At 42.0% G+C, this 18,310-nt stretch carries 19 protein-coding genes; 3 read left to right on the forward strand and 16 right to left on the reverse strand.

Going from position 1 to position 18,310, the window contains the following annotated elements; all coding sequences use genetic code 11:
- Nucleotides 1-162 precede the first annotated feature (162 nt).
- From MKY93_RS17325 to MKY93_RS17345, 5 genes are all read right to left on the reverse strand, one after another.
- A complete protein-coding gene (locus tag MKY93_RS17325) occupies nucleotides 163-1,095 on the reverse strand; it encodes an ABC transporter ATP-binding protein (protein WP_340760522.1) in 933 nt (310 codons plus the stop codon).
- Nucleotides 1,095-2,159: an ABC transporter ATP-binding protein gene (locus MKY93_RS17330; RefSeq protein ID WP_009498720.1), complete on the reverse strand. Its 1,065-nt coding sequence runs from the start codon at nucleotides 2,157-2,159 to the stop codon at nucleotides 1,095-1,097. The genes MKY93_RS17325 and MKY93_RS17330 overlap by 1 nt, the downstream gene beginning before the upstream one ends.
- Nucleotides 2,160-2,174: 15 nt before the next feature.
- Nucleotides 2,175-3,200: an oligopeptide ABC transporter permease gene (gene opp3C / locus MKY93_RS17335; RefSeq protein WP_009498721.1), complete on the reverse strand. Its 1,026-nt coding sequence runs from the start codon at nucleotides 3,198-3,200 to the stop codon at nucleotides 2,175-2,177.
- On the reverse strand, nucleotides 3,200-4,132 hold the full coding sequence (opp3b, locus tag MKY93_RS17340) for an oligopeptide ABC transporter permease (protein WP_009498722.1): 933 nt from the start codon (nucleotides 4,130-4,132) through the stop codon (nucleotides 3,200-3,202). Before opp3b ends, opp3C begins: the two co-directional genes overlap by 1 nt.
- Before the next feature lie 165 nt (nucleotides 4,133-4,297).
- Nucleotides 4,298-6,019, reverse strand: a complete 1,722-nt coding sequence (locus tag MKY93_RS17345; RefSeq protein ID WP_340760529.1) for a peptide ABC transporter substrate-binding protein — start codon at nucleotides 6,017-6,019, stop codon at nucleotides 4,298-4,300.
- A 192-nt stretch (nucleotides 6,020-6,211) separates the two neighbouring features.
- Here MKY93_RS17345 and MKY93_RS17350 point away from each other — a divergent pair, with 192 nt between their 5' ends.
- Nucleotides 6,212-6,556, forward strand: coding sequence for a DUF3899 domain-containing protein (locus MKY93_RS17350; RefSeq protein WP_176132609.1), 345 nt, complete (start codon nucleotides 6,212-6,214; stop codon nucleotides 6,554-6,556).
- A gap of 47 nt (nucleotides 6,557-6,603) precedes the next feature.
- Here the strand turns inward: MKY93_RS17350 and MKY93_RS17355 are convergent, their stop codons facing one another.
- On the reverse strand, nucleotides 6,604-7,149 hold the full coding sequence (locus MKY93_RS17355; RefSeq protein ID WP_078818589.1) for a YusW family protein: 546 nt from the start codon (nucleotides 7,147-7,149) through the stop codon (nucleotides 6,604-6,606).
- Nucleotides 7,150-7,563: 414 nt separating this feature from the next.
- On the opposite strand from MKY93_RS17355, the gene MKY93_RS17360 reads away from it, so the two are divergent.
- On the forward strand, nucleotides 7,564-8,970 hold the full coding sequence (locus MKY93_RS17360; protein WP_340760533.1) for a purine-cytosine permease family protein: 1,407 nt from the start codon (nucleotides 7,564-7,566) through the stop codon (nucleotides 8,968-8,970).
- Between the two features lie 193 nt (nucleotides 8,971-9,163).
- Nucleotides 9,164-9,385, forward strand: a complete 222-nt coding sequence (locus tag MKY93_RS17365; RefSeq protein ID WP_009498727.1) for a hypothetical protein — start codon at nucleotides 9,164-9,166, stop codon at nucleotides 9,383-9,385.
- A gap of 52 nt (nucleotides 9,386-9,437) precedes the next feature.
- Here the strand turns inward: MKY93_RS17365 and MKY93_RS17370 are convergent, their stop codons facing one another.
- The 10 genes from MKY93_RS17370 to MKY93_RS17415 form a co-directional block, all read right to left on the reverse strand.
- Nucleotides 9,438-9,743, reverse strand: a complete 306-nt coding sequence (locus MKY93_RS17370; protein ID WP_040759862.1) for a hypothetical protein — start codon at nucleotides 9,741-9,743, stop codon at nucleotides 9,438-9,440.
- Nucleotides 9,733-10,992 carry an MFS transporter gene (locus MKY93_RS17375; protein ID WP_340760945.1) on the reverse strand — a complete coding sequence of 420 codons (1,260 nt, stop codon included), beginning with the start codon at nucleotides 10,990-10,992 and terminating at the stop codon, nucleotides 9,733-9,735. Before MKY93_RS17375 ends, MKY93_RS17370 begins: the two co-directional genes overlap by 11 nt.
- 65 nt (nucleotides 10,993-11,057) lie before the next feature.
- Nucleotides 11,058-11,849 (reverse strand): 2-keto-4-pentenoate hydratase, encoded by a 792-nt coding sequence (locus MKY93_RS17380; protein WP_340760536.1) that lies wholly within the window; start codon nucleotides 11,847-11,849, stop codon nucleotides 11,058-11,060.
- Nucleotides 11,850-11,851: 2 nt separating this feature from the next.
- Nucleotides 11,852-12,871: a 4-hydroxy-2-oxovalerate aldolase gene (gene dmpG / locus MKY93_RS17385; protein WP_009498731.1), complete on the reverse strand. Its 1,020-nt coding sequence runs from the start codon at nucleotides 12,869-12,871 to the stop codon at nucleotides 11,852-11,854.
- Nucleotides 12,872-12,893: 22 nt separating this feature from the next.
- On the reverse strand, nucleotides 12,894-13,778 hold the full coding sequence (locus MKY93_RS17390; RefSeq protein ID WP_078818592.1) for an acetaldehyde dehydrogenase (acetylating): 885 nt from the start codon (nucleotides 13,776-13,778) through the stop codon (nucleotides 12,894-12,896).
- Nucleotides 13,779-13,807: 29 nt separating this feature from the next.
- Nucleotides 13,808-14,587 (reverse strand): 2-keto-4-pentenoate hydratase, encoded by a 780-nt coding sequence (locus MKY93_RS17395; protein WP_078818593.1) that lies wholly within the window; start codon nucleotides 14,585-14,587, stop codon nucleotides 13,808-13,810.
- 64 nt (nucleotides 14,588-14,651) lie between these two features.
- On the reverse strand, nucleotides 14,652-16,121 hold the full coding sequence (locus MKY93_RS17400; protein WP_340760540.1) for an aldehyde dehydrogenase: 1,470 nt from the start codon (nucleotides 16,119-16,121) through the stop codon (nucleotides 14,652-14,654).
- A 10-nt stretch (nucleotides 16,122-16,131) separates the two neighbouring features.
- Complete coding sequence (locus MKY93_RS17405; protein WP_009498735.1) at nucleotides 16,132-16,578, reverse strand: RidA family protein; 447 nt, start codon at nucleotides 16,576-16,578, stop codon at nucleotides 16,132-16,134.
- A complete protein-coding gene (locus MKY93_RS17410; RefSeq protein ID WP_009498736.1) occupies nucleotides 16,575-17,585 on the reverse strand; it encodes an amidohydrolase family protein in 1,011 nt (336 codons plus the stop codon). Before MKY93_RS17410 ends, MKY93_RS17405 begins: the two co-directional genes overlap by 4 nt.
- Nucleotides 17,582-18,127 (reverse strand): 3-hydroxyanthranilate 3,4-dioxygenase, encoded by a 546-nt coding sequence (locus tag MKY93_RS17415; RefSeq protein ID WP_340760541.1) that lies wholly within the window; start codon nucleotides 18,125-18,127, stop codon nucleotides 17,582-17,584. Before MKY93_RS17415 ends, MKY93_RS17410 begins: the two co-directional genes overlap by 4 nt.
- Nucleotides 18,128-18,310 lie beyond the last annotated feature (183 nt).

Here is an 18,310-nt window from a genome sequence, read left to right on the forward strand (position 1 = left end):
GATTGGGATTGGGTTTCGTTCGGTCTAACGATGGTTTGGTGCGGGCCGACGCGGCTTTGGTTCGCTTCGACATGACTTTGGTGCGCTCATGCGTATCCTACACCTCACTTAATAAAAAAAGTCCTCTAGCGATGTTTCGCCAGAGGACTTGCTAATCATTATTCACATTCGTGCAGCTTGCATTTCCTTAAATTCCTTCTCCGAACACAACACAAAATGTTCAGGAGCAATTTCGCGGAATTCTACCTTTTCATCCGGGCCATACTGATGATCTTTCGGATTATAAGGATGGCGTACACGAGAACGCTCATAGATTGGGTCAGGAAGAGGAATCGCAGACAGTAATGATTTCGTATAAGCGTGCATCGGATTGCGATACAACTCATCTGCTGGCGCCATTTCCACTAACTTACCGAAATACATGACGCCAATTCGATCTGAAATGTATTTAACCATCGACAAATCATGGGCAATAAACAAATACGTCAAGCCTTTTTCTTCCTGAAGTTCCTTCAGCAAGTTGACTACTTGCGCTTGAATGGACACATCTAGAGCAGAGATGGGCTCATCGGCAATGATGAATTCCGGATCCACTGCCAGTGCACGTGCAATCCCGATCCGTTGCCGTTGCCCCCCCGAGAATTCATGGGGATAGCGTTCGGCGTGTTCCCGATTCAATCCGACCGTTTCCAGAAGTTCGATAACTCGTTCTTTACGTTCTTTTTTTGATTTCACTAAACCGTGTATATCCAAACCTTCTGCAATGATATCCAATACTTTCATCCGTGGATTCAATGATGCGTATGGATCTTGGAAAATCATCTGCATTTTTCGGTTTAATGTTTGGTTTTCAGACTGACTTTTTGGCGCATGAACATCCAGGCCATCATAAAGCACTTGACCTGCAGTTGCATCGTACAACCGTATCATCGTACGGCCTGTTGTCGATTTACCACAGCCTGACTCTCCTACCAGCCCGAAAGTTTCCCCGCGTTTGATAGAGAAACTAATATCATCGATCGCCCGGACTTCGGATGACTTGCCCACATTGAAATATTGCTTTAAATTTTTCACTTCAATTAAATGCTCCGCCATTATGCGTTCCCCCCTGTCTGTTCGACATAGTATCGGCTACCCGGGAAAGTTTTCATCCGCTCGATAATGACAGCTGGCGGTTCCACTTCAGGTGCTTGCGGATGTAAAAGCCATGTTGCCGCGTAATGCGTGTCACTCACTTTAAAAAATGGCGGCTGGCGTTCCATGTCAATCTTCATTGCATACTCGCTACGCAACGCGAAAGCATCCCCTTTTGGAGGATTTAATAAATCTGGAGGGGTACCTGGAATGGCATAAAGCTTTTGATCCGCCAAATCCATGGATGGCATTGAACTGAGCAATCCCCATGTGTATGGATGCTGTGGATTATAGAATATTTCATCTACGGTTCCGATCTCCACAATCTTTCCTCCGTACATGACTGCCACCCGATCTGCCACGTTCGCCACAACACCTAAATCATGGGTAATGAAAATGATGGATGTATCGATTTTCTTCTGGATTTCTTTCATCAGTTCTAGAATTTGTGCTTGAATCGTAACATCCAGAGCTGTCGTTGGTTCATCGGCAATTAATATCTTCGGGTTACAGGCGAGCGCAATCGCAATGACGATACGCTGACGCTGCCCTCCTGAAAATTGGTGTGGATACATTTTATAGCGACTTTCAGCATTCGGAATCCCAACAAGGTTCAATAAATTAATGGTTTGCTCCAATGCTTTAGATTTACTCAATTTCTGGTGCTTCAATATAGGCTCCATGATTTGCTTTCCGATCGTCATCGTTGGATTCAACGATGTCATCGGGTCTTGGAAAATCATCGAGATATCTTTCCCGCGAATCTTTTGCATCGTTTTTTCTGAAACCTTGGTCAAATCTTTTCCTTCAAACAAGATTTCCCCATTTTTATATTCAGCACTCGACTGAGGTAGCAAACGCATAATAGACTTTGTCGTGACAGATTTTCCCGATCCCGACTCGCCCACTATCGCAAGCGTCTCCCCTTTAATCAAATCAAAATTCACGCCCCGGATTGCTTTCACTTCACCTGCAAATGTATGGAAGGAAAGCTCGAGGTCTTTCACTTGTAGAATCTTAGTCAACTTGCTCTCCTCCTCTTAATCTTTCATCTTCGGATCTAGTGCATCACGCAATCCGTCACCAATCAAGTTAAAGGCAATCATTAAAATACTGATGACAAGTGCTGGGAATAATAACATATACGGTTGGTGTTCCATCACTTTATAGCCATCATTGATCAACGTACCTAATGAAGCATCTGGCGCCTGAAGACCGATCCCAATGAAACTTAGGAAAGCTTCAAAGAAAATTGCATTCGGAATCGTGAACATTGTATTGATGATGATGATCCCTAGCATATTCGGTAACAGGTGCTTCGTAATAATCTTACCGTCTTTTGAACCTAGTGTTCGTGATGCGAGTACGAATTCCTGTGATTTATATTTCAAGGTTTGAGCTCGTACAATACGAGACATCCCAATCCATCCGGTTATGGAAATCGCGATAATAATCGCCATAATCCCCGGATCCATAATCATAATCATTAAAATGACAACGACTAGAGTAGGTATACCAATCAATATCTCGACAATCCGCTGCATAATATCATCCGTCCGACCGCCGTAGTATCCGGAGATCCCACCATATGCTACACCAATCACCATATCAATGGCTGCTGCAACAAATGCGATGAACAAGGATACTTGAGTACCTAACCAGAGACGTGTAAACAAATCACGGCCAAGTCCATCGGTGCCAAACCAATAATATTCATCGACTTTCTTCATCTCATACAAATCAACCTTTTTTCCAGCTAAATTCCCGACGCCATCGAAAATACCCATTTTTTCAATACCAGGTATCTTAGGAGGTAAATTGGCGTGCCGCAAGTTTTGCGCATCCCCGGCATGTCCATTCAAATGCGGGCCAATCAGCGCCAAAATGAGGAACAGTAAAAGCACTACTACACTGACGACCGCCGCTTTATTTTTCCGAAGACGCAGCCAGGCATCTTGCCAAAAGCTTAAACTCGGTTTTTCTATACGTTCTGCTTGATCACTATCGATTGTAATCCGTTCAAATTCTTCTTGAGGCAGTTGTTCGTGTTCGAATTCATTGCGCATTATCCCTTACCTCCAGACAAGCGGATACGAGGGTCAATGACACCATATAAAATATCCACGATAAAAATGATAAAGATGAGGAATGCTGAGAATAGCAAAGTCGTACCCATGATTGTGGCATGGTCATTTACCATGATGGAGGATACAAATTGTTCTCCGATTCCCGGAATTGCAAAAATTTGTTCTACGACAAGCGAACCGGTAACCAATCCTGCAGCCAATGGTCCAAGAACCGTAATCAAAGGGATCAGCGCATTACGGAATGCATGCTTAAATGCAATCTCGAAACCATTTGCTCCTTTTGCTTTGGCCAATGTAATATAGTCCGAACTTAACACTTCAATCATCTCAGTCCGAATGAAACGCGCGGATAGGGCAAGAGGCCCCATAGCGAGTGCAAGCGATGGCAGGACACTTGATTTCCAACCGTCATTCCACAGACCGACCGGTAATAGATGCCATTGAGAAGCAATCCAATACTGCAACAAAGACGCGAAAACAAATGATGGAATGGAGATACCGAGTATCGCAAAAAAGGTGCTTCCGTAATCCCAAAATGTATTTTGCTTCAATGCAGCAAGCATACCTAACAGGATTCCGACGAGAGTCCCAAAGACCATCGCTTGCGCTCCCAAGATTAATGAAGGTTTGATTCGTGATGCCAATAAATCATTGACACTTTTTCCTTTAAACGCAAAAGAAGTTCCCAAATCACCTTTCGCTAGATTTTTCATATAAATTGCGTATTGTACAGGCTTCGGCTTATCGATCCCATATTTTTTTTCAACTATTGCTCTTTGTGTTTCGTTCAACTTACTATACGAAGCAATCGGGGAACCTGGTAATGATTGCATCAGGAAAAAAGAGACTGTCGCAATCAAAAACAGGGTAATGAACATATATACAATGCGCTTTCCAATATATTTAACCACTTTACGTTACACCTCCAGGGTTTGATACAATATAGGCAACAAAATATTCGGTGTATTCGCAATAAAAAGTGCCTTAGAAATTTTGAAATTATTTGACCTTACTAAAAAGAGAGTATATGGTATAAAAATTCTCCCATATACTCTCCCCTATGAAATTAACACAACTTATTTCTTGCCTGAAACATAAGCCCATTTATAGCTATAATCCGCTCCAAATGGATGTCTTACTACACCTTTATAGTATGGCTTTTGTAAAATAACCAAACTCCGTTGGTAAATTGGAGCAATGGCTGCGTCATCTTCAAGTAAGATTTTCTCAGCTTTTGCGAACGCTTCATAACGTTCAGCCGGCTTCACTGCCAATTCGCCTTTTGTATCCTCAATCAACTTATCGTATTCAGGGTTCGAATAAGACATTAAGTTGTTTGGTCCGTCAGTTACAAAAAGATCTAGGAACGAAATCGGGTCTTGGAAATCAGGGCCCCATCCAGATACTTGGATGTCGTAATCTTGGTTCGTATCCAAATCTAGACGTACAGAGAAAGGAACTTCTTTCAATGAAATCGAAAGACCTTCTAGGTTACCTTCCAATTGAGACTTGAAGTACTCATCCATTTTCTTAGAAAGCTCAGTGTCTCCACCTAGGATTTCTAATTTAAGAGAATCCACGCCTAGCTCTTCCAATCCTTTTTTCCAGTGTTCTTGTGCTTCTTCCACATTATATACCAAGTGGTCTCCGCTCAAATCACGGAAATCTTTTTCATTTTCATCAAATGCAAAATCAGTAGGTACTAAGAAGTTTGCAGGTGTTGAACCATCAGCTATAACTATATCCGCCATGTCATTTTTTTCAAAAGCTTTCGCAATGGCTTTACGGATATTTTCGTTCGCAAGTGGCGTTTTTTCTCCACCACGTTCTTGGTTAAACTTGAAGTAGAAAACAGAAGTTTCAGGTTCGATTACCGCTTCTTTATCATCACGGTATTGCATAGCCAAATCACCGGTAACTCTAGCCCAATCCAACTTGTTATCTTGATAAAGCTTAACTGCAGTAGCAGAATCTTTTACAACGTTTACATGAATTTCATCAAGCTTTACGTTTTCTGCATCCCAATAGTGTTCGTTTTTCTTGTACGTCCAGCTATCGCCCGTTCCATCCCAATCAGTTAAAATGAATGGACCGTTATATAGGAGACCGTCTGAATTTGTTGCATAAGCATCGCCTTTAGACGTTACGAATTCTTCTTTTTGTGGATAAAAAGTTCCAAAAGACATAAGGGATAAGAAATAAGGTACCGGACGTTCAAGTGTTACTTCAAACGTCTTTTCGTCTATAGCTTTTACCCCCAGCTCAGACACTTCCATCTTTTCTTCAGAGATTTCTGTCGCATTTTTGATTACGCCAGACATCATGAATGGTCCGTAAGGTGAACCAGTCGCAGGATCGATCGCACGCTGCCATGCAAATACGAAGTCTTCTGCTGTAACAGGAGTGTCATCTGACCATTTCGCATCGCGAAGCTTGAATGTGTAAGTTAATCCATCTTCACTTACCTCCGCCTCTTCAGCAGCCATTGCCGGTTCCGCAATGTTTTCTTGGTTCAAACGGTATAGACCTTCATTGACGTTGTTCAACACATTGAAGCCTACTTGGTCTTCAACGATCGCAGAATCAACAGAAGGAATCGCATTTCGTTCCTCCAAGTATAATACTTGTTCAGCATCCGGCTCTCCGTCTTCTTCTGCTGGATTTTCAGTTGCCTGATCATCCTCCTTGTCCTTATCTGCCGCAGGCTTGTCTTCTTCTTTCGAACCGCCGCATGCAGCTAGGAACATACTGAGCACTAACGTCAGCGCCATAAGTAAAAGCCACTTTTTACTCTTCAAATCATTGACCTCCCCTTTGAAATAGTTTGAAGAACTAGCTTATTCATTATACAAGAAAAATTTATAGATGTAAACGCTATCAACTAAATTTTCTTAATTTTAATAGTACTGCATGTTGTCTGTACACTTCCAGTCCTGCTTCTAGTATGATAGATGGTAGTCATTAATTCTATTATGAAAAGAAGGATTTATATGAAATCAAATATTATTATTTTTTCTATTTCTCAAGTTGTAATACTCATTTTTATATGGCTCATTTATGGTCAGTGGTCTTTACTAGGCTATATTAATGTTTCATTTTTTGTAAGTGGATTATTGTTGTTAATAGGTGGGATAGTTTTTATTATCCGTACAGGATCCTTTGACTTTTTCATGAAAAGCATGCAGAAGGTTCTAGCACGAAAAGGACAGCGAGAGGCGCTTGAATCGATGCGTGTTCCATCCGAAGCCATGTCAGTTCGTTCTGCTTGGTTTTTCATGGCAGGACTTCCCTCTTTTGTATTAATGCTTCTAGCCTTGGTACTTTACTATTTATAAACCGACAAAAAAGCGTCTCCATACTATATGGAGACACTTCTTTTTTATTATTTACGTTCTTCTATGTCTAATTTGCTGCCATCATTAAATTTGATTTCTACATCAAACTTTTGATAGTCCGATTTCAGCCCAAATGCTTTCAATACTTGATTGATTGTTTCTTCATTCGTACTATCTTTTGTCAACTGTAGTTGCTCGACTTTAGGATAAAGATCATCAAACGCTTCTTGCCCCTTTAAATAGACTTGATTAACCTCATCTTCTACTTTCGCTTTGATGGGTTCGTTTCTATCCTGCTCAATTTCCGCTTCATATTCAATATCGTTACCATAAGAAATTTCTACTTCTATCTCTCTGAAAGAAAGCTTGTCCATATCAGCTTTCATATCGTCAGTTGTTCCGCTCGCTGTTTCATCTTTTGTTCCGTTTGTAGTCGTATCTGTTGTTCCCGTACCATCAGTATTCGTGTCTGCAGGTTGTTCAGTCGGAGTTGTTGTAGCTCCTTCATCGACGACCGGCTCATTTGTATCATTTCCGCATGCTGCAAGACCGATGGCCATAATAGATACAGTTGTGATCAGTAAACGTTTCATTAAGTATTCCTCCTCATTATATCCTTTCACTTAGTCATTCCCCATTCTCTACGTTCTAATCATTTACTTTTCTTGCGTTGGGTTATGAAAAGGGAATGATGGAGTCCCGTGCGAATGAAAACTATGTGGGTTTCCACTATTTTCATAAATTCAGTAACAAAATTTATTTTTTATTACCTATCTTTCTCTAAAACTCACCTTCTTTTTCGTATTAAAACATTAATTTATAGACATTTATACTCACATTAATTATAAAACGCATAATACACTTGATTTTTTCATTATGTAATTGTTAATATTAAAAAGTGTCAATTCATCTAATGAACGGGTTAACCATTCCATATGTATGTGAATGAGTATTCGCCAGAAATACTGGCAGAAGGGGTTGACTACTACTAGAAGGAGCTGATGTGTATGACAACGGAACAAAAAACGTTGCGTAATGATTTGGTAGAAGATGAAGCGGTCCGCGATTATTCATTGGATCGTGTGCCTCTGGAAGATCGTACAAAAAGTTGGCTGAGCATAACGAACATAACGTTCGGAATTGCAACTGCCATTTTTTATTTTCAAATGGGAAGTGTCATGGCTTTGCAATTCGGTGCACCAAATGCCATTGTTTCTGCCATCTATGCCATCATCGTGGCGGGACTTCTCGGTACGGTCATTGCCTATTTGTCGGCCAAGTCCGGCATGAATGTTAATTTATTATCACGCGGTGGCGGATTTGGCTATATCGGTTCGTCTCTGACTTCTTTAATTTACGCCTCCAACTTCATTATGTACTGTGCATTCGAAGGATTAATCCTCGTCTCGGCCGTACATCATTTCATGCCTGACTTTCCAAAATGGATCTTAATCGTCGTGTTTGGAACCATTATTATCCCCCTAAATTGGTTTGGAATAGAACAGCTCGATAAACTTCAAAAATGGTCAATGCCTATTTTCCTCGTGTTCTTGATCACCGCGATTGTCGTTTCATTTATGACACCCGCCTTGTATACTGGTTCAGTTTTCTCTTATATGCCTGAAGGTGTGCAGTTCGGTGGGACAGCACTTTTATTTTGCATCGGAATGCATAATGGAATTATGGGACTGACCGCATTGCTTGCTTCCGATTATGCTCGCTTTTTACGCCCAGAGGATCGAAAGTTCGGTTCTATCGCGATAGGCTTTATCCCACAGATTTTCTGTTATGGCGTGATGGGTGGACTTGGTATTTGGTTTGGTGTTCGCTTCTTAGAGAAAGATCCAGGTGTCTATATTGTTCTATTGCTCGGGATCGGCGGTGCATTGTTCACGATGCTGACGCAATTGCGAATCAACGTCACAAATATTTACAGTAGTTCCCTCTCCCTATCCAACTTCTTTGAGAACATTTTCCGTTTCACCCCAGGCCGACGGTTTTGGGTTGTCGTCTCTGCAATTTCAGCCATTTTATTAATGCTTGGCGGAATTGTGAATCACTTAGATACCGTAATGACATTTCAAGGCGTTTTCTTGTTCTCTTGGGCTGCTATTTTGGTAACAGACGCGCTCATTGTTAAAAAGTTATTAAAAATCGGTCCGACCTACTACGTAGCACGTCAAGAGTTTTTGTATAAGTGGAATCCTGTTGGCGTAGTTTCATTGATAGCCGCCAGCGCATTCGGCACGATTGCCGCATCTGGCTACATGGGCATCTTCCTACAATCTACAGCTGCTTTCTTCGCTGCCTTGCTGGCTGCCTTGCTGACTGTTATCATAGCGGTCTATACAAAAGGCAAGTATTATTTGGAACACGAACCGAATGATATTACGCCAGATGATAAACTAGCTTAACTTCCCCAACTCCTCTATAAAACAGAATTTTAGAGTGAGAGCTGCGGCTAATCGCTCCAAGCTTTACGATGGGCAATTTATTCATTCGCTTAAATTAGGATGATACAGAAATAGGATTTTGGCGCAGTCGTGTACATTGCATTACACCTCCTTATTGTAAGGAACATACCTTATAGTAAGGAGGTGCAGAAGTATGTCGAAATACGAAGGTAATGTGGGGCTTTTCCTAGCCGGGATTTTAGCTGCGTATGCTGTGTTGGGCTTGATTTTAATTGTGCCTGGCTTACTAACAGCTATTTCAAGTAACTTGTTGCTGACCATCGCGGTAGTCATCGTAGTAATCGTCGTTGTATTGTTTGCTTTGGCGATTATCCTGAAGGGACTTTCGCGCTTGTTTTTTCATTTGAAGTTTTGATGTGAAGGCCGTCTGAGAAGTCATTTCATCTGACTTTTCGGGCGGCTTTTGTTTAATCGGGAGATCCTGCTTTTTCTCTCATATATAAGACAACAAAGGAGTCTTCTAAATACGACTCCATTTCACTCTTCAACCTTTTGCCTCCCCAATTTATCAGTTCCTTATTTTCCGTTTGTTTGATGCTGCTATATTCCAAAAATGATAGAAGATGTTTTCGTCTTTCAGTTCTATTCTCGATGCCGTATGTAGAAAAGAACTGATCGATGCAGCGGTACAATTCATTGGTAACTCTGTATGTTTTATGACAATAATGAACGAATGCAAAGTTCGGTAATTGAACTACCTCTTCAGTCGACAACTTCATCCACTCCTTTCACTTCTGTATGATTGGTTGTTTGTTTGAGTAACAGAACGACAACTGCCATTAAATAGGCTATGAATAGCCAACCTTTTGAAAAGGATCCGCTTATATCTACAATATAGCCAAAAAGTGGAGGTATGATTAACACACCCCAAGAGCTGATTGTGATAGTGACTCCTGTAGCAATACCCGAATTTTCCTTCTGCACCAACTCTACTATAATTGTCATCCAGACTCCGTTATAACCTGAAATGGAAAAACCGAAGATGAAGACTGTGCACAAGACAACTATAAGTGGAGTTGCAGGTAATAACACAGCACATACCAGTGCACACATCCCTGTCAGAACCGTTACAATGAACATAATGATCATCCGGTTCCCCGCAAAGTACTTATCACTGATTGTTCCCCAAGCCACCCTGCCAACAGAGCCGCCTATTTCAGCCAATACGAGTAATAGGCCTGCCAGAATAAGTGTCATCTCAAGCTTTTCAAAAGCAAACAAAATAATGTACGTAGTGAGGCATAGCTGTGCGCCTTGTAAACCCATCGCACTAATACTCAATAAAAGAACTTGTTTATTTTGCAGTATTTTTCGCAAGTCTTCTTGAAATTTACCTTTAGTTAAAAGCGCATCTTTTTTTGCCATAGAATCAGCTGGATCTTGATATCGGTAGGATACCAACACTCCTACAGCTAACAGCACAAGGCAACTGATAAACAAGGCAGGACGCCAGCCAAGCTCTTTGGCCAATGGCAGTAAAAACATTGCAGCTAACGCGGAGCCCGCTGTAATCCCCATTTGTTTTATTCCCATTGCCGTCCCTCTGCTGCGCTGGGGAAACCAATATAAGATTCCCCTATTTGTCGTTGGATGCATCGCGGCATACGCCCCGCCCCCGATCACCACAACTATCAACAACAAGTAGAATTGTGTAGTGAAGGATATGAGGATAAAGCTAACCCCCAGCAAGGCTATTGTACCGAATAACTGCTTTTTTGATCCTAAACGATCCACTAACAGACCAGAAGGAATAGCAGCCAAAGATTGACCGAGAAAAAGAGCAGCTGGAAGCAAACCAATTTGTGTATTAGATAAAGATAAATCTTCACCGATTAAGATTGTCAAAGGTGCTAAACTTCTACCTACAAAAGACACCATGATTTGAGCCAGTAATAGCCAAATCAGCATCTTCCAAGCTATTTGCAATGTATGTTCTTTAGATTTCACATTCACTGTGCGCATCATCTCTTTTATCATCTATAATGAAAAAGAGAGGGCTGGTAATCAGCACACTCTCTTTTTATTGATCACTTACAATACATTGAAACACTGCCTAAGCCATCGAATTGTGCGACAACGGAGTCACCCGATTCAAATGCAATCGCTTCTGACATCGCCCCGCTAAGAATGATATCTCCCTTTTTCAATCCTTTGCCTCGTTTGCTTAACTCTTTTACCGACCAAGCAATCGCTTCTGCTGGATGCCCTAACACCGCAGCACTCGATCCGGTTTGCATTACTTTTCCATTTTTAGACATAACCATTCCGATCGTCCCTAAATTGATAGAGTCTGGAGAAATCCACTTACTGCCTACAACAAACTTTATGGATGAACAGTTATCTGCTATAACATCGACCAAGGTGAATTTAAAGTCTTTATATCGGCTATCGATTACTTCCAAAGCGGGCGCTACGTATTTTGTAGCTTTAATTACCTCTTCCGCCGTAACATCTTCACCCTCCAAGTCCGCTCCCAATAAAAAGGCAATTTCAGGTTCCACTTTTGGATGAATCAAATCTGAATAGTTGATAGGCTCCCATTCTGTTGACAGCATATCGGCGTGTAAGTAACCGTAGATTGCTTCGTCAACCCCCATCATGACTTGCTTGGCTTTACTAGTTAGACCTAGTTTCACGCCTACATTTTTCGTCTTATTTTCCCGCAATCGACGTTCCAATAAACGATCTTGCAATTCGTATGCTTCTTCAATTGTCAGCTCCGAATATTTGTCGGTTACTTTGACAACCTCTCGTGCATCACGTTCTGCTGTATATAAATAATCAACAATTTCTTTTTCACGATCTGTAAGTACTGTCATGTTTATACCCTCACTTTCTCCTTCTTCGCCAATTCAGCGGCCACGTCCAGAATCATATCCTCTTGCCCGCCTACCACTTTCATTTTACCGAGTTCCATTAAGATATCGCGTGGGTCTAAACCAAATCTTGCAGCCGCCCGTTCCGAGTGCAATAGGAAGCTCGAGTAAACGCCAGCATAGCCAAGAGCAAGACTCCCTTTTTTTATTTCTTGCGTGCCAGGGATTAACGGGCCTACAATATCTTCCGCAAGATCCATCATTTTATAAAGATCAATTCCGACATCCATACCCATGCGATCCATTACTGCCAACAATACTTCCGTTTGTGTATTGCCAGCTCCTGCTCCTAAACAACGCACCGCTCCATCTATACGGGTAGCACCTTCTTCGATTGCAGCAAGCGTATTCGCAACAGCTAAAGATAAATTATTGTGCGCATGGAATCCGACTTCAATATCCAATGAACCGCGCAGTGCCTTGATACGCTCGCTTACCTGATGAGGTAAAAGTGCGCCCGCTGAATCGGTTACATAAACGGCTTGTGCGCCGTAACTCTCCATAAGTTTCGCTTGTTCGACCAATTTATCCACAGGCACAGAATGCGCCATCATCAGAAAACCTAACGCTTCCATTCCAAGTTCACGCGCTTGGCTAATATGTTGTGCAGAAACGTCTGCCTCTGTTGAGTGAGTTGCCACTCGTACGAGTTTCGCGCCTAGTTTATGCGCTTGCTTTAGTTCGCTCATAGTACCAATACCTGGAATCAGGAGTACCGCTACCTTTGAATTCGTACATTCATCTACGGCTGCTTCGATCAATTCCATTTCATTGACCAATGACTTTCCATATTGGACAGTGGAACCGCCTAGTCCATCTCCGTGACTGACTTCTATATAATGCATGCCTGCATCATCTAACGCACGGGTAACATTTCGTACTTGTTCTACCGTAAATTGATGCGCTACCGTATGACTTCCGTCTCGTAAACATACTTCTGTAATTTGAATTGGCTTCTTCGTCATGTACGTTGCTCCTTCCGACTCATTAGATGAGAGATTTTTTCTCTAGCATCGACCGTGCAAAATCCTCCGCAACCCGCGTCGCAGCTGCCGTCATAATATCAAGATTCCCGGCATACTCAGGGAAATAGTCGCCAGCCCCTTCCACTTCCACAAAGACCGTGACAACGTTCCCTTCAAACAATGGTGCTTGCTTTAACCGGTACCCAGGTACATACTCCTTGACAGTCTCTACCATATTTTCGATGGATTCCTGTATAGCCTTTTCATCCATATTCTTCACTTCACAATAAATCGTATCACGCATTAAGATTGGAGGATCAGCAGGGTTTAAAATGATAAGTGCTTTTCCTTGATCCGCACCGCCTACTTCTTCAATTCCACGACGAGTTGTAATCGTAAATTCATCGATATTTGCTCGTGTACCCGGACCTGCACTTAAACTTGAAATAGTCGCAACGATTTCTCCATATGTAACGTCCGCCACTTTATTGATTGCATGTACGATCGGAATCGTCGCCTGTCCGCCACAAGTAATCATATTGACATTATCCAACTCTCGTGATTTCTCATCAGAGCTTACAGCCGGGGAGAAAAACGGTCCTATGGCAGCTGGAGTTAAATCAATTGCAAGCTTCCCTAACTTTTTTAAAACTTCGGCATGATGAATATGCGCTTTTGCAGAGGTAGCATCAAACACAATATCCGCAAGTTCAGGATGATCGATGATCGCTTGAATACCAGTAGAGAAAGCTTGGTAGCCTCTCTCTTTTGCCCGTTTTAGTCCATCAGACTCCGGTTCGATCCCAATTACAGCTGTTAACTCAATGACATCACTGCGTTCTAGTTTATACATTAAATCTGTTCCGATATTTCCAGAACCGATGATGGCTGCTTTAATTTTCTCCATTGTCATGCTCCCTTCTTCTCATCTATCCTTTATTCAAAGTGCACGGTGACAGAGCCAACCGGACCAAAATCTGCCTTAATCGTATCTCCCACTTCTACAACGACAGCCCCAGATAGCGCCCCCGGTAAGATCAATTCGTCTTTTTTCAACGTGATGCCAAAATCATGCAGCTTATTCGCCAACCAAGCAACAGCGTGTGCCGGATGACCAAGTGCGGCAGCTCCTGCTCCGGTCGCGATTAACTCATCGTTTTTGTAAAGCACCATACTATTTGTTCTCAAATCCAATGTTTCCAACGTAGTCTGTTTGTCTCCTACTACAACTTTTGCACTTGATCCATTGTCAGCTACTGTATCAATCAATTTAATATTCCAGTCTGCAACACGGCTATCGATGACCTCAATAGTAGGGACCACATATTTCGTTGCCATCATGACGTCTAAATAGGTCACATTGGGACCTACCAGATCTTCTGACAACACAAAACCAATTTCGGCTTCGACTTTCGGTGCCACCATCGTACTTACTTTTATAGAAGTTTCATTTTTTAATTCCATATCATCATATAAATGGCCATAGTCCGGCTCATCAACATTTAACATTTTTTGCATTGCTACACTTGTGAGACCAACTTTTTTTCCAATAATCTTCTTTCCCTCGGCCAATTTCTGTTTAACCATTTCGAGTTGTATATGGTAAGCATCTTCTACTGTCAGTGAACTATCTCTTTCCGTTAAAGGTGCAATCCCTTTACATTTTTTCTCTGCTTCCAATAGTTCTGATGCATAACTTTCAATTTTAGTAGACACGGTACTCCATCCTCCTGCGTTAAAACAACAAAAGGCGGGCGCAATGCCACCTTTCGCTGTTCGTTTATTTTTTTATCGTAATAGTCTTCGCTTCGGTATAGAAATCAAAACTGTGACGGCCGCCTTCTCTTCCTATCCCGCTCGCTTTTGCCCCTCCGAATGGAGTGCGTAAGTCACGGACGTACCAGCAGTTTACCCACAGTAGACCGGAGTGTACTTGAGATGTCACGCGCTGACCGCGTCGTAGATCGTTCGTCCAGACAACTCCCGCCAGACCATAGATAGAGTCGTTTGCGATTTCTATTGCTTCTTCTTCCGTTTTGAAAGGAATGATCACAGGCACTGGTCCGAATATTTCCTCCTGTGCCACACGCATTTTATTATGCACATCATACAGGACAGTCGGCTCATAAAAGTTTCCTTCTGGCAGGCTCTCTACCATCTTACCGCCATAAGCAAGTTTAGCTCCTTCATCAAGACCAATTTGCACATAGTCCGCCACTTCTTTTAAATGACTTTTTGACACCAGAGCGCCCATGTCTGTGGATTCATCTGTTGGATCGCCAACCTTAATGTTTTTTACTGCGGCAACAAACTTTTCAAGAAACTTCTCATAAATGCCTTCCTGTACGAGAATTCGAGAACCTGCCAAACAAATTTCTCCTTGATTACGGAAGATCGCTTCAATAGATCCTTCTACCGCTTCGTCTAAATCAGCATCTTCGAATACGATATTTGCTGACTTTCCACCTAACTCCAATGAAACCGGTGTTAGGTTTTCTGCTGCATTTCGCATAACAGTCTTTCCGGTTTCCGATTCACCTACAAACGAGATACGCTGGACATAGGGATGCTTCGCCATCACCGTTCCGACTGTACTTCCAGGACCTGTTATAATATTCAAAACGCCTGGAGGCAAGCCCGCTTCATTTGCAATTTCACCAAGCAAAACTGCACTTAAAGGTGTGTCGGAAGCCGGTTTAATAACGACAGTATTTCCTGCCGCCAATGCAGCTGATGCTTTCCATGTCATTTGCATGAACGGAAGATTCCAAGGAATGATCAAGCTAGTAACACCCGCCGGAGCGTATTGTACGTAGGACATGTGGTTAGCCATGTCATAATGTTCGTGTACCATATACTTCGCCATCTCAGCAAAGAAGCGGAAGTTTGATGCAGCACGCGGGATATCAAATTCGCGGCTTTCGCGAATTGGTTTTCCGACGTCCAACGTCTCTACATAAGCAAGTTGTTCGACTTTTTCCAGAATCAAATCAGCCATCCGGCACAATATTTCGGAACGTTTTTCAACCGGCATATTGCTCCAAACGCCGCTTGCGAACGCTTTATGCGCAGCTTCAATCGCACGGTTGGCGTCTTCCTCTCCGCCTTTCGCCACCGTAGCAAGCTTTTGGTTGGTTGCAGGGTTGATTGTATCGAAAGTTTCTCCTGAAATTGCGTCTACATACTGTCCATCAATAAATAGCTTTGCATCTTGGACAGTCGTATTGTCTGCTACTAATTCGTTAGCCATGATCTTCCTCCTACTCTTCGATCTCGATGATCATCTCAATTTCTATTGCTGTATTGTTAGGGAGCTGTGACATTCCAACTGCCGACCGCCCATGCTTACCCTTTTCACCAAATACTTTTCCAATTAAATCGGAAGCACCGTTCATCACTTTAGGCTGATCTGTAAAATCTTCTGTACTATTGACCATGCCCAGAACTTTTACAAATTGCTTTACCTTACTTAGTTCTCCAATTTCTTCTTTGACTACACTTATCAAATTCAGCATAGATTGCTGAGCTGCCAGGTAACCTTCTTCGACAGTCAAATCTCTTCCCAGTTTACCGTGGTACTGATCTACTCCTTGCCCAGCAGTGAACAATAGATTTCCCGTGCGAACGCACCGGACATAATCTCCAAGTGAGGGACGTAATGGAGGTAACTCCAACCCTAACTCTTTTAGTTTTTCTTCAGGTGTCATTTTTTCATCTCTTCCTTTACTGATATGTTTAAGAACTCCAATGCGTTTCTCCCTAGAATCGCTTCTCTTTGTTCATCAGTTAAATTAACCGTTTCGTCGACAACTTTCCCTGGAGGAATTTCGCGTAATAAGAATGGATAATCTGAACCCATTACAATTTTTTCATAACCGAAACGATCAATTAAATAATTAAGATTTAAAGGATCGTAGTTCAAAGAATCGAAATAGAAGTTCTTTGCATAGTAACTAGGCAGTTCAGTTGTTTGTCTCAAATGAGGCCAAACTTTCCACCCCTGATCCAGACGTGGCAAGATATATGGGAAAGAGCCTCCTCCGTGTGCAAAACACACTTTCAATCGAGGGAACTTTTCCATTACGCCTCCATTAATCAAGCTGGCAGCAGCTAAGGCTGTTTCACTTGGCATGCCGACTGTGTACATAAAATTATGTCGTGGCATTCTTTCTTTACCGAGCGTTTCCCACGGATGAACAAACAACGGAACTTCCCACTTCTCTGCCATTTCAAAGAACTTTGTAAAATCTGGATCATCCAAATTCTTCCCATTGATATTCGTACCGATTTCTATGCCTTTTAAACCAAGGTCTTTGACGCATCTTTCCATTTCACGGATTGAAACTTCAACGTCTTGTAAAGGAACCGTGCCCAGCCCGATAAAACGATCTGGATACTTCTTTACAGTTTCAGCAATAAAATCATTTTGTATTTTAGACATTTCTTCTGCTTGTTGCCCATCTGCCCAATAAGAAAACGTTACAGGAATAGGAGAGAGTACTTGAATATCTACACCTTCCGCATCCATATCCTCAATGCGCTTTTCAGGACTCCAAACTTGATCCGTCACTTCTCGAAACACCTTGCCTTCGACCATAATATTCGCGCCGCAAGAGCAAGTTTTTTCTAAAGTAGGCCAACGACCTCCGCCGAATTTCTCAACGAAATTAGGGATATCTTCAGGAATGATATGTGTATGAAAGTCTACTCTCATTTCCACAAACCTACTTCTTCAGACATTACGTGACCGCAATTATCACATGTACGAAGCTCTTCGCTACTATTAAACTCCTCGATTGCACCTTTAACCTGTGTTTCAATATTTGTCAGCTGAACCGTCTTTTTATGCATTTGCTGATCACAGTTTTCACAGAACCAAACGAAATCTTCGAGTTCTCCCTCGTCTCGTTTACGCTCGATCACTAGTCCATACGTATCCGCTACGCGATGAGGAGAGTGTGGCATCATAGCTGGGAGCATAAATACTTCCCCTTCTTTTACTTCCACTACTTCGCGCTTTCCTTCGAAATTAATAACCTCTACATAGCAACTACCTTTAATTTGGTAGAAGAATTCTTCAGAAGGGTCCACATGGAAATCACGTCGTCTGTTCGGTCCGCCTAAAACCATACAAATAAACTCTGAATCTTCCCATAATACTTTGTTGTTGACAGGTGGCTTTAACTCATTTTTATTATCTTCGATCCACTGTAACAGATTAAACGCCTTAAGTTTTTTAATTGTAGAATTTGTCATTCGAAACCCTCCATTATTTTAATTTGTTATTTTTCGCAAAACGGATGAACATGTTTTGTACTTCACTAGTGCAGAATCACGGCAAATACAACACCCTCTCTTACTCTAGTAACTGTATCTTTACTATAATGAAACCGCATACATCATTCCACACAATTATTTCACCATGTGGAATAGTAAGAA

This window comes from Sporosarcina sp. FSL W7-1283 (assembly GCF_038003105.1).
GTDB classification, from domain to species: domain Bacteria; phylum Bacillota; class Bacilli; order Bacillales_A; family Planococcaceae; genus Sporosarcina; species Sporosarcina newyorkensis.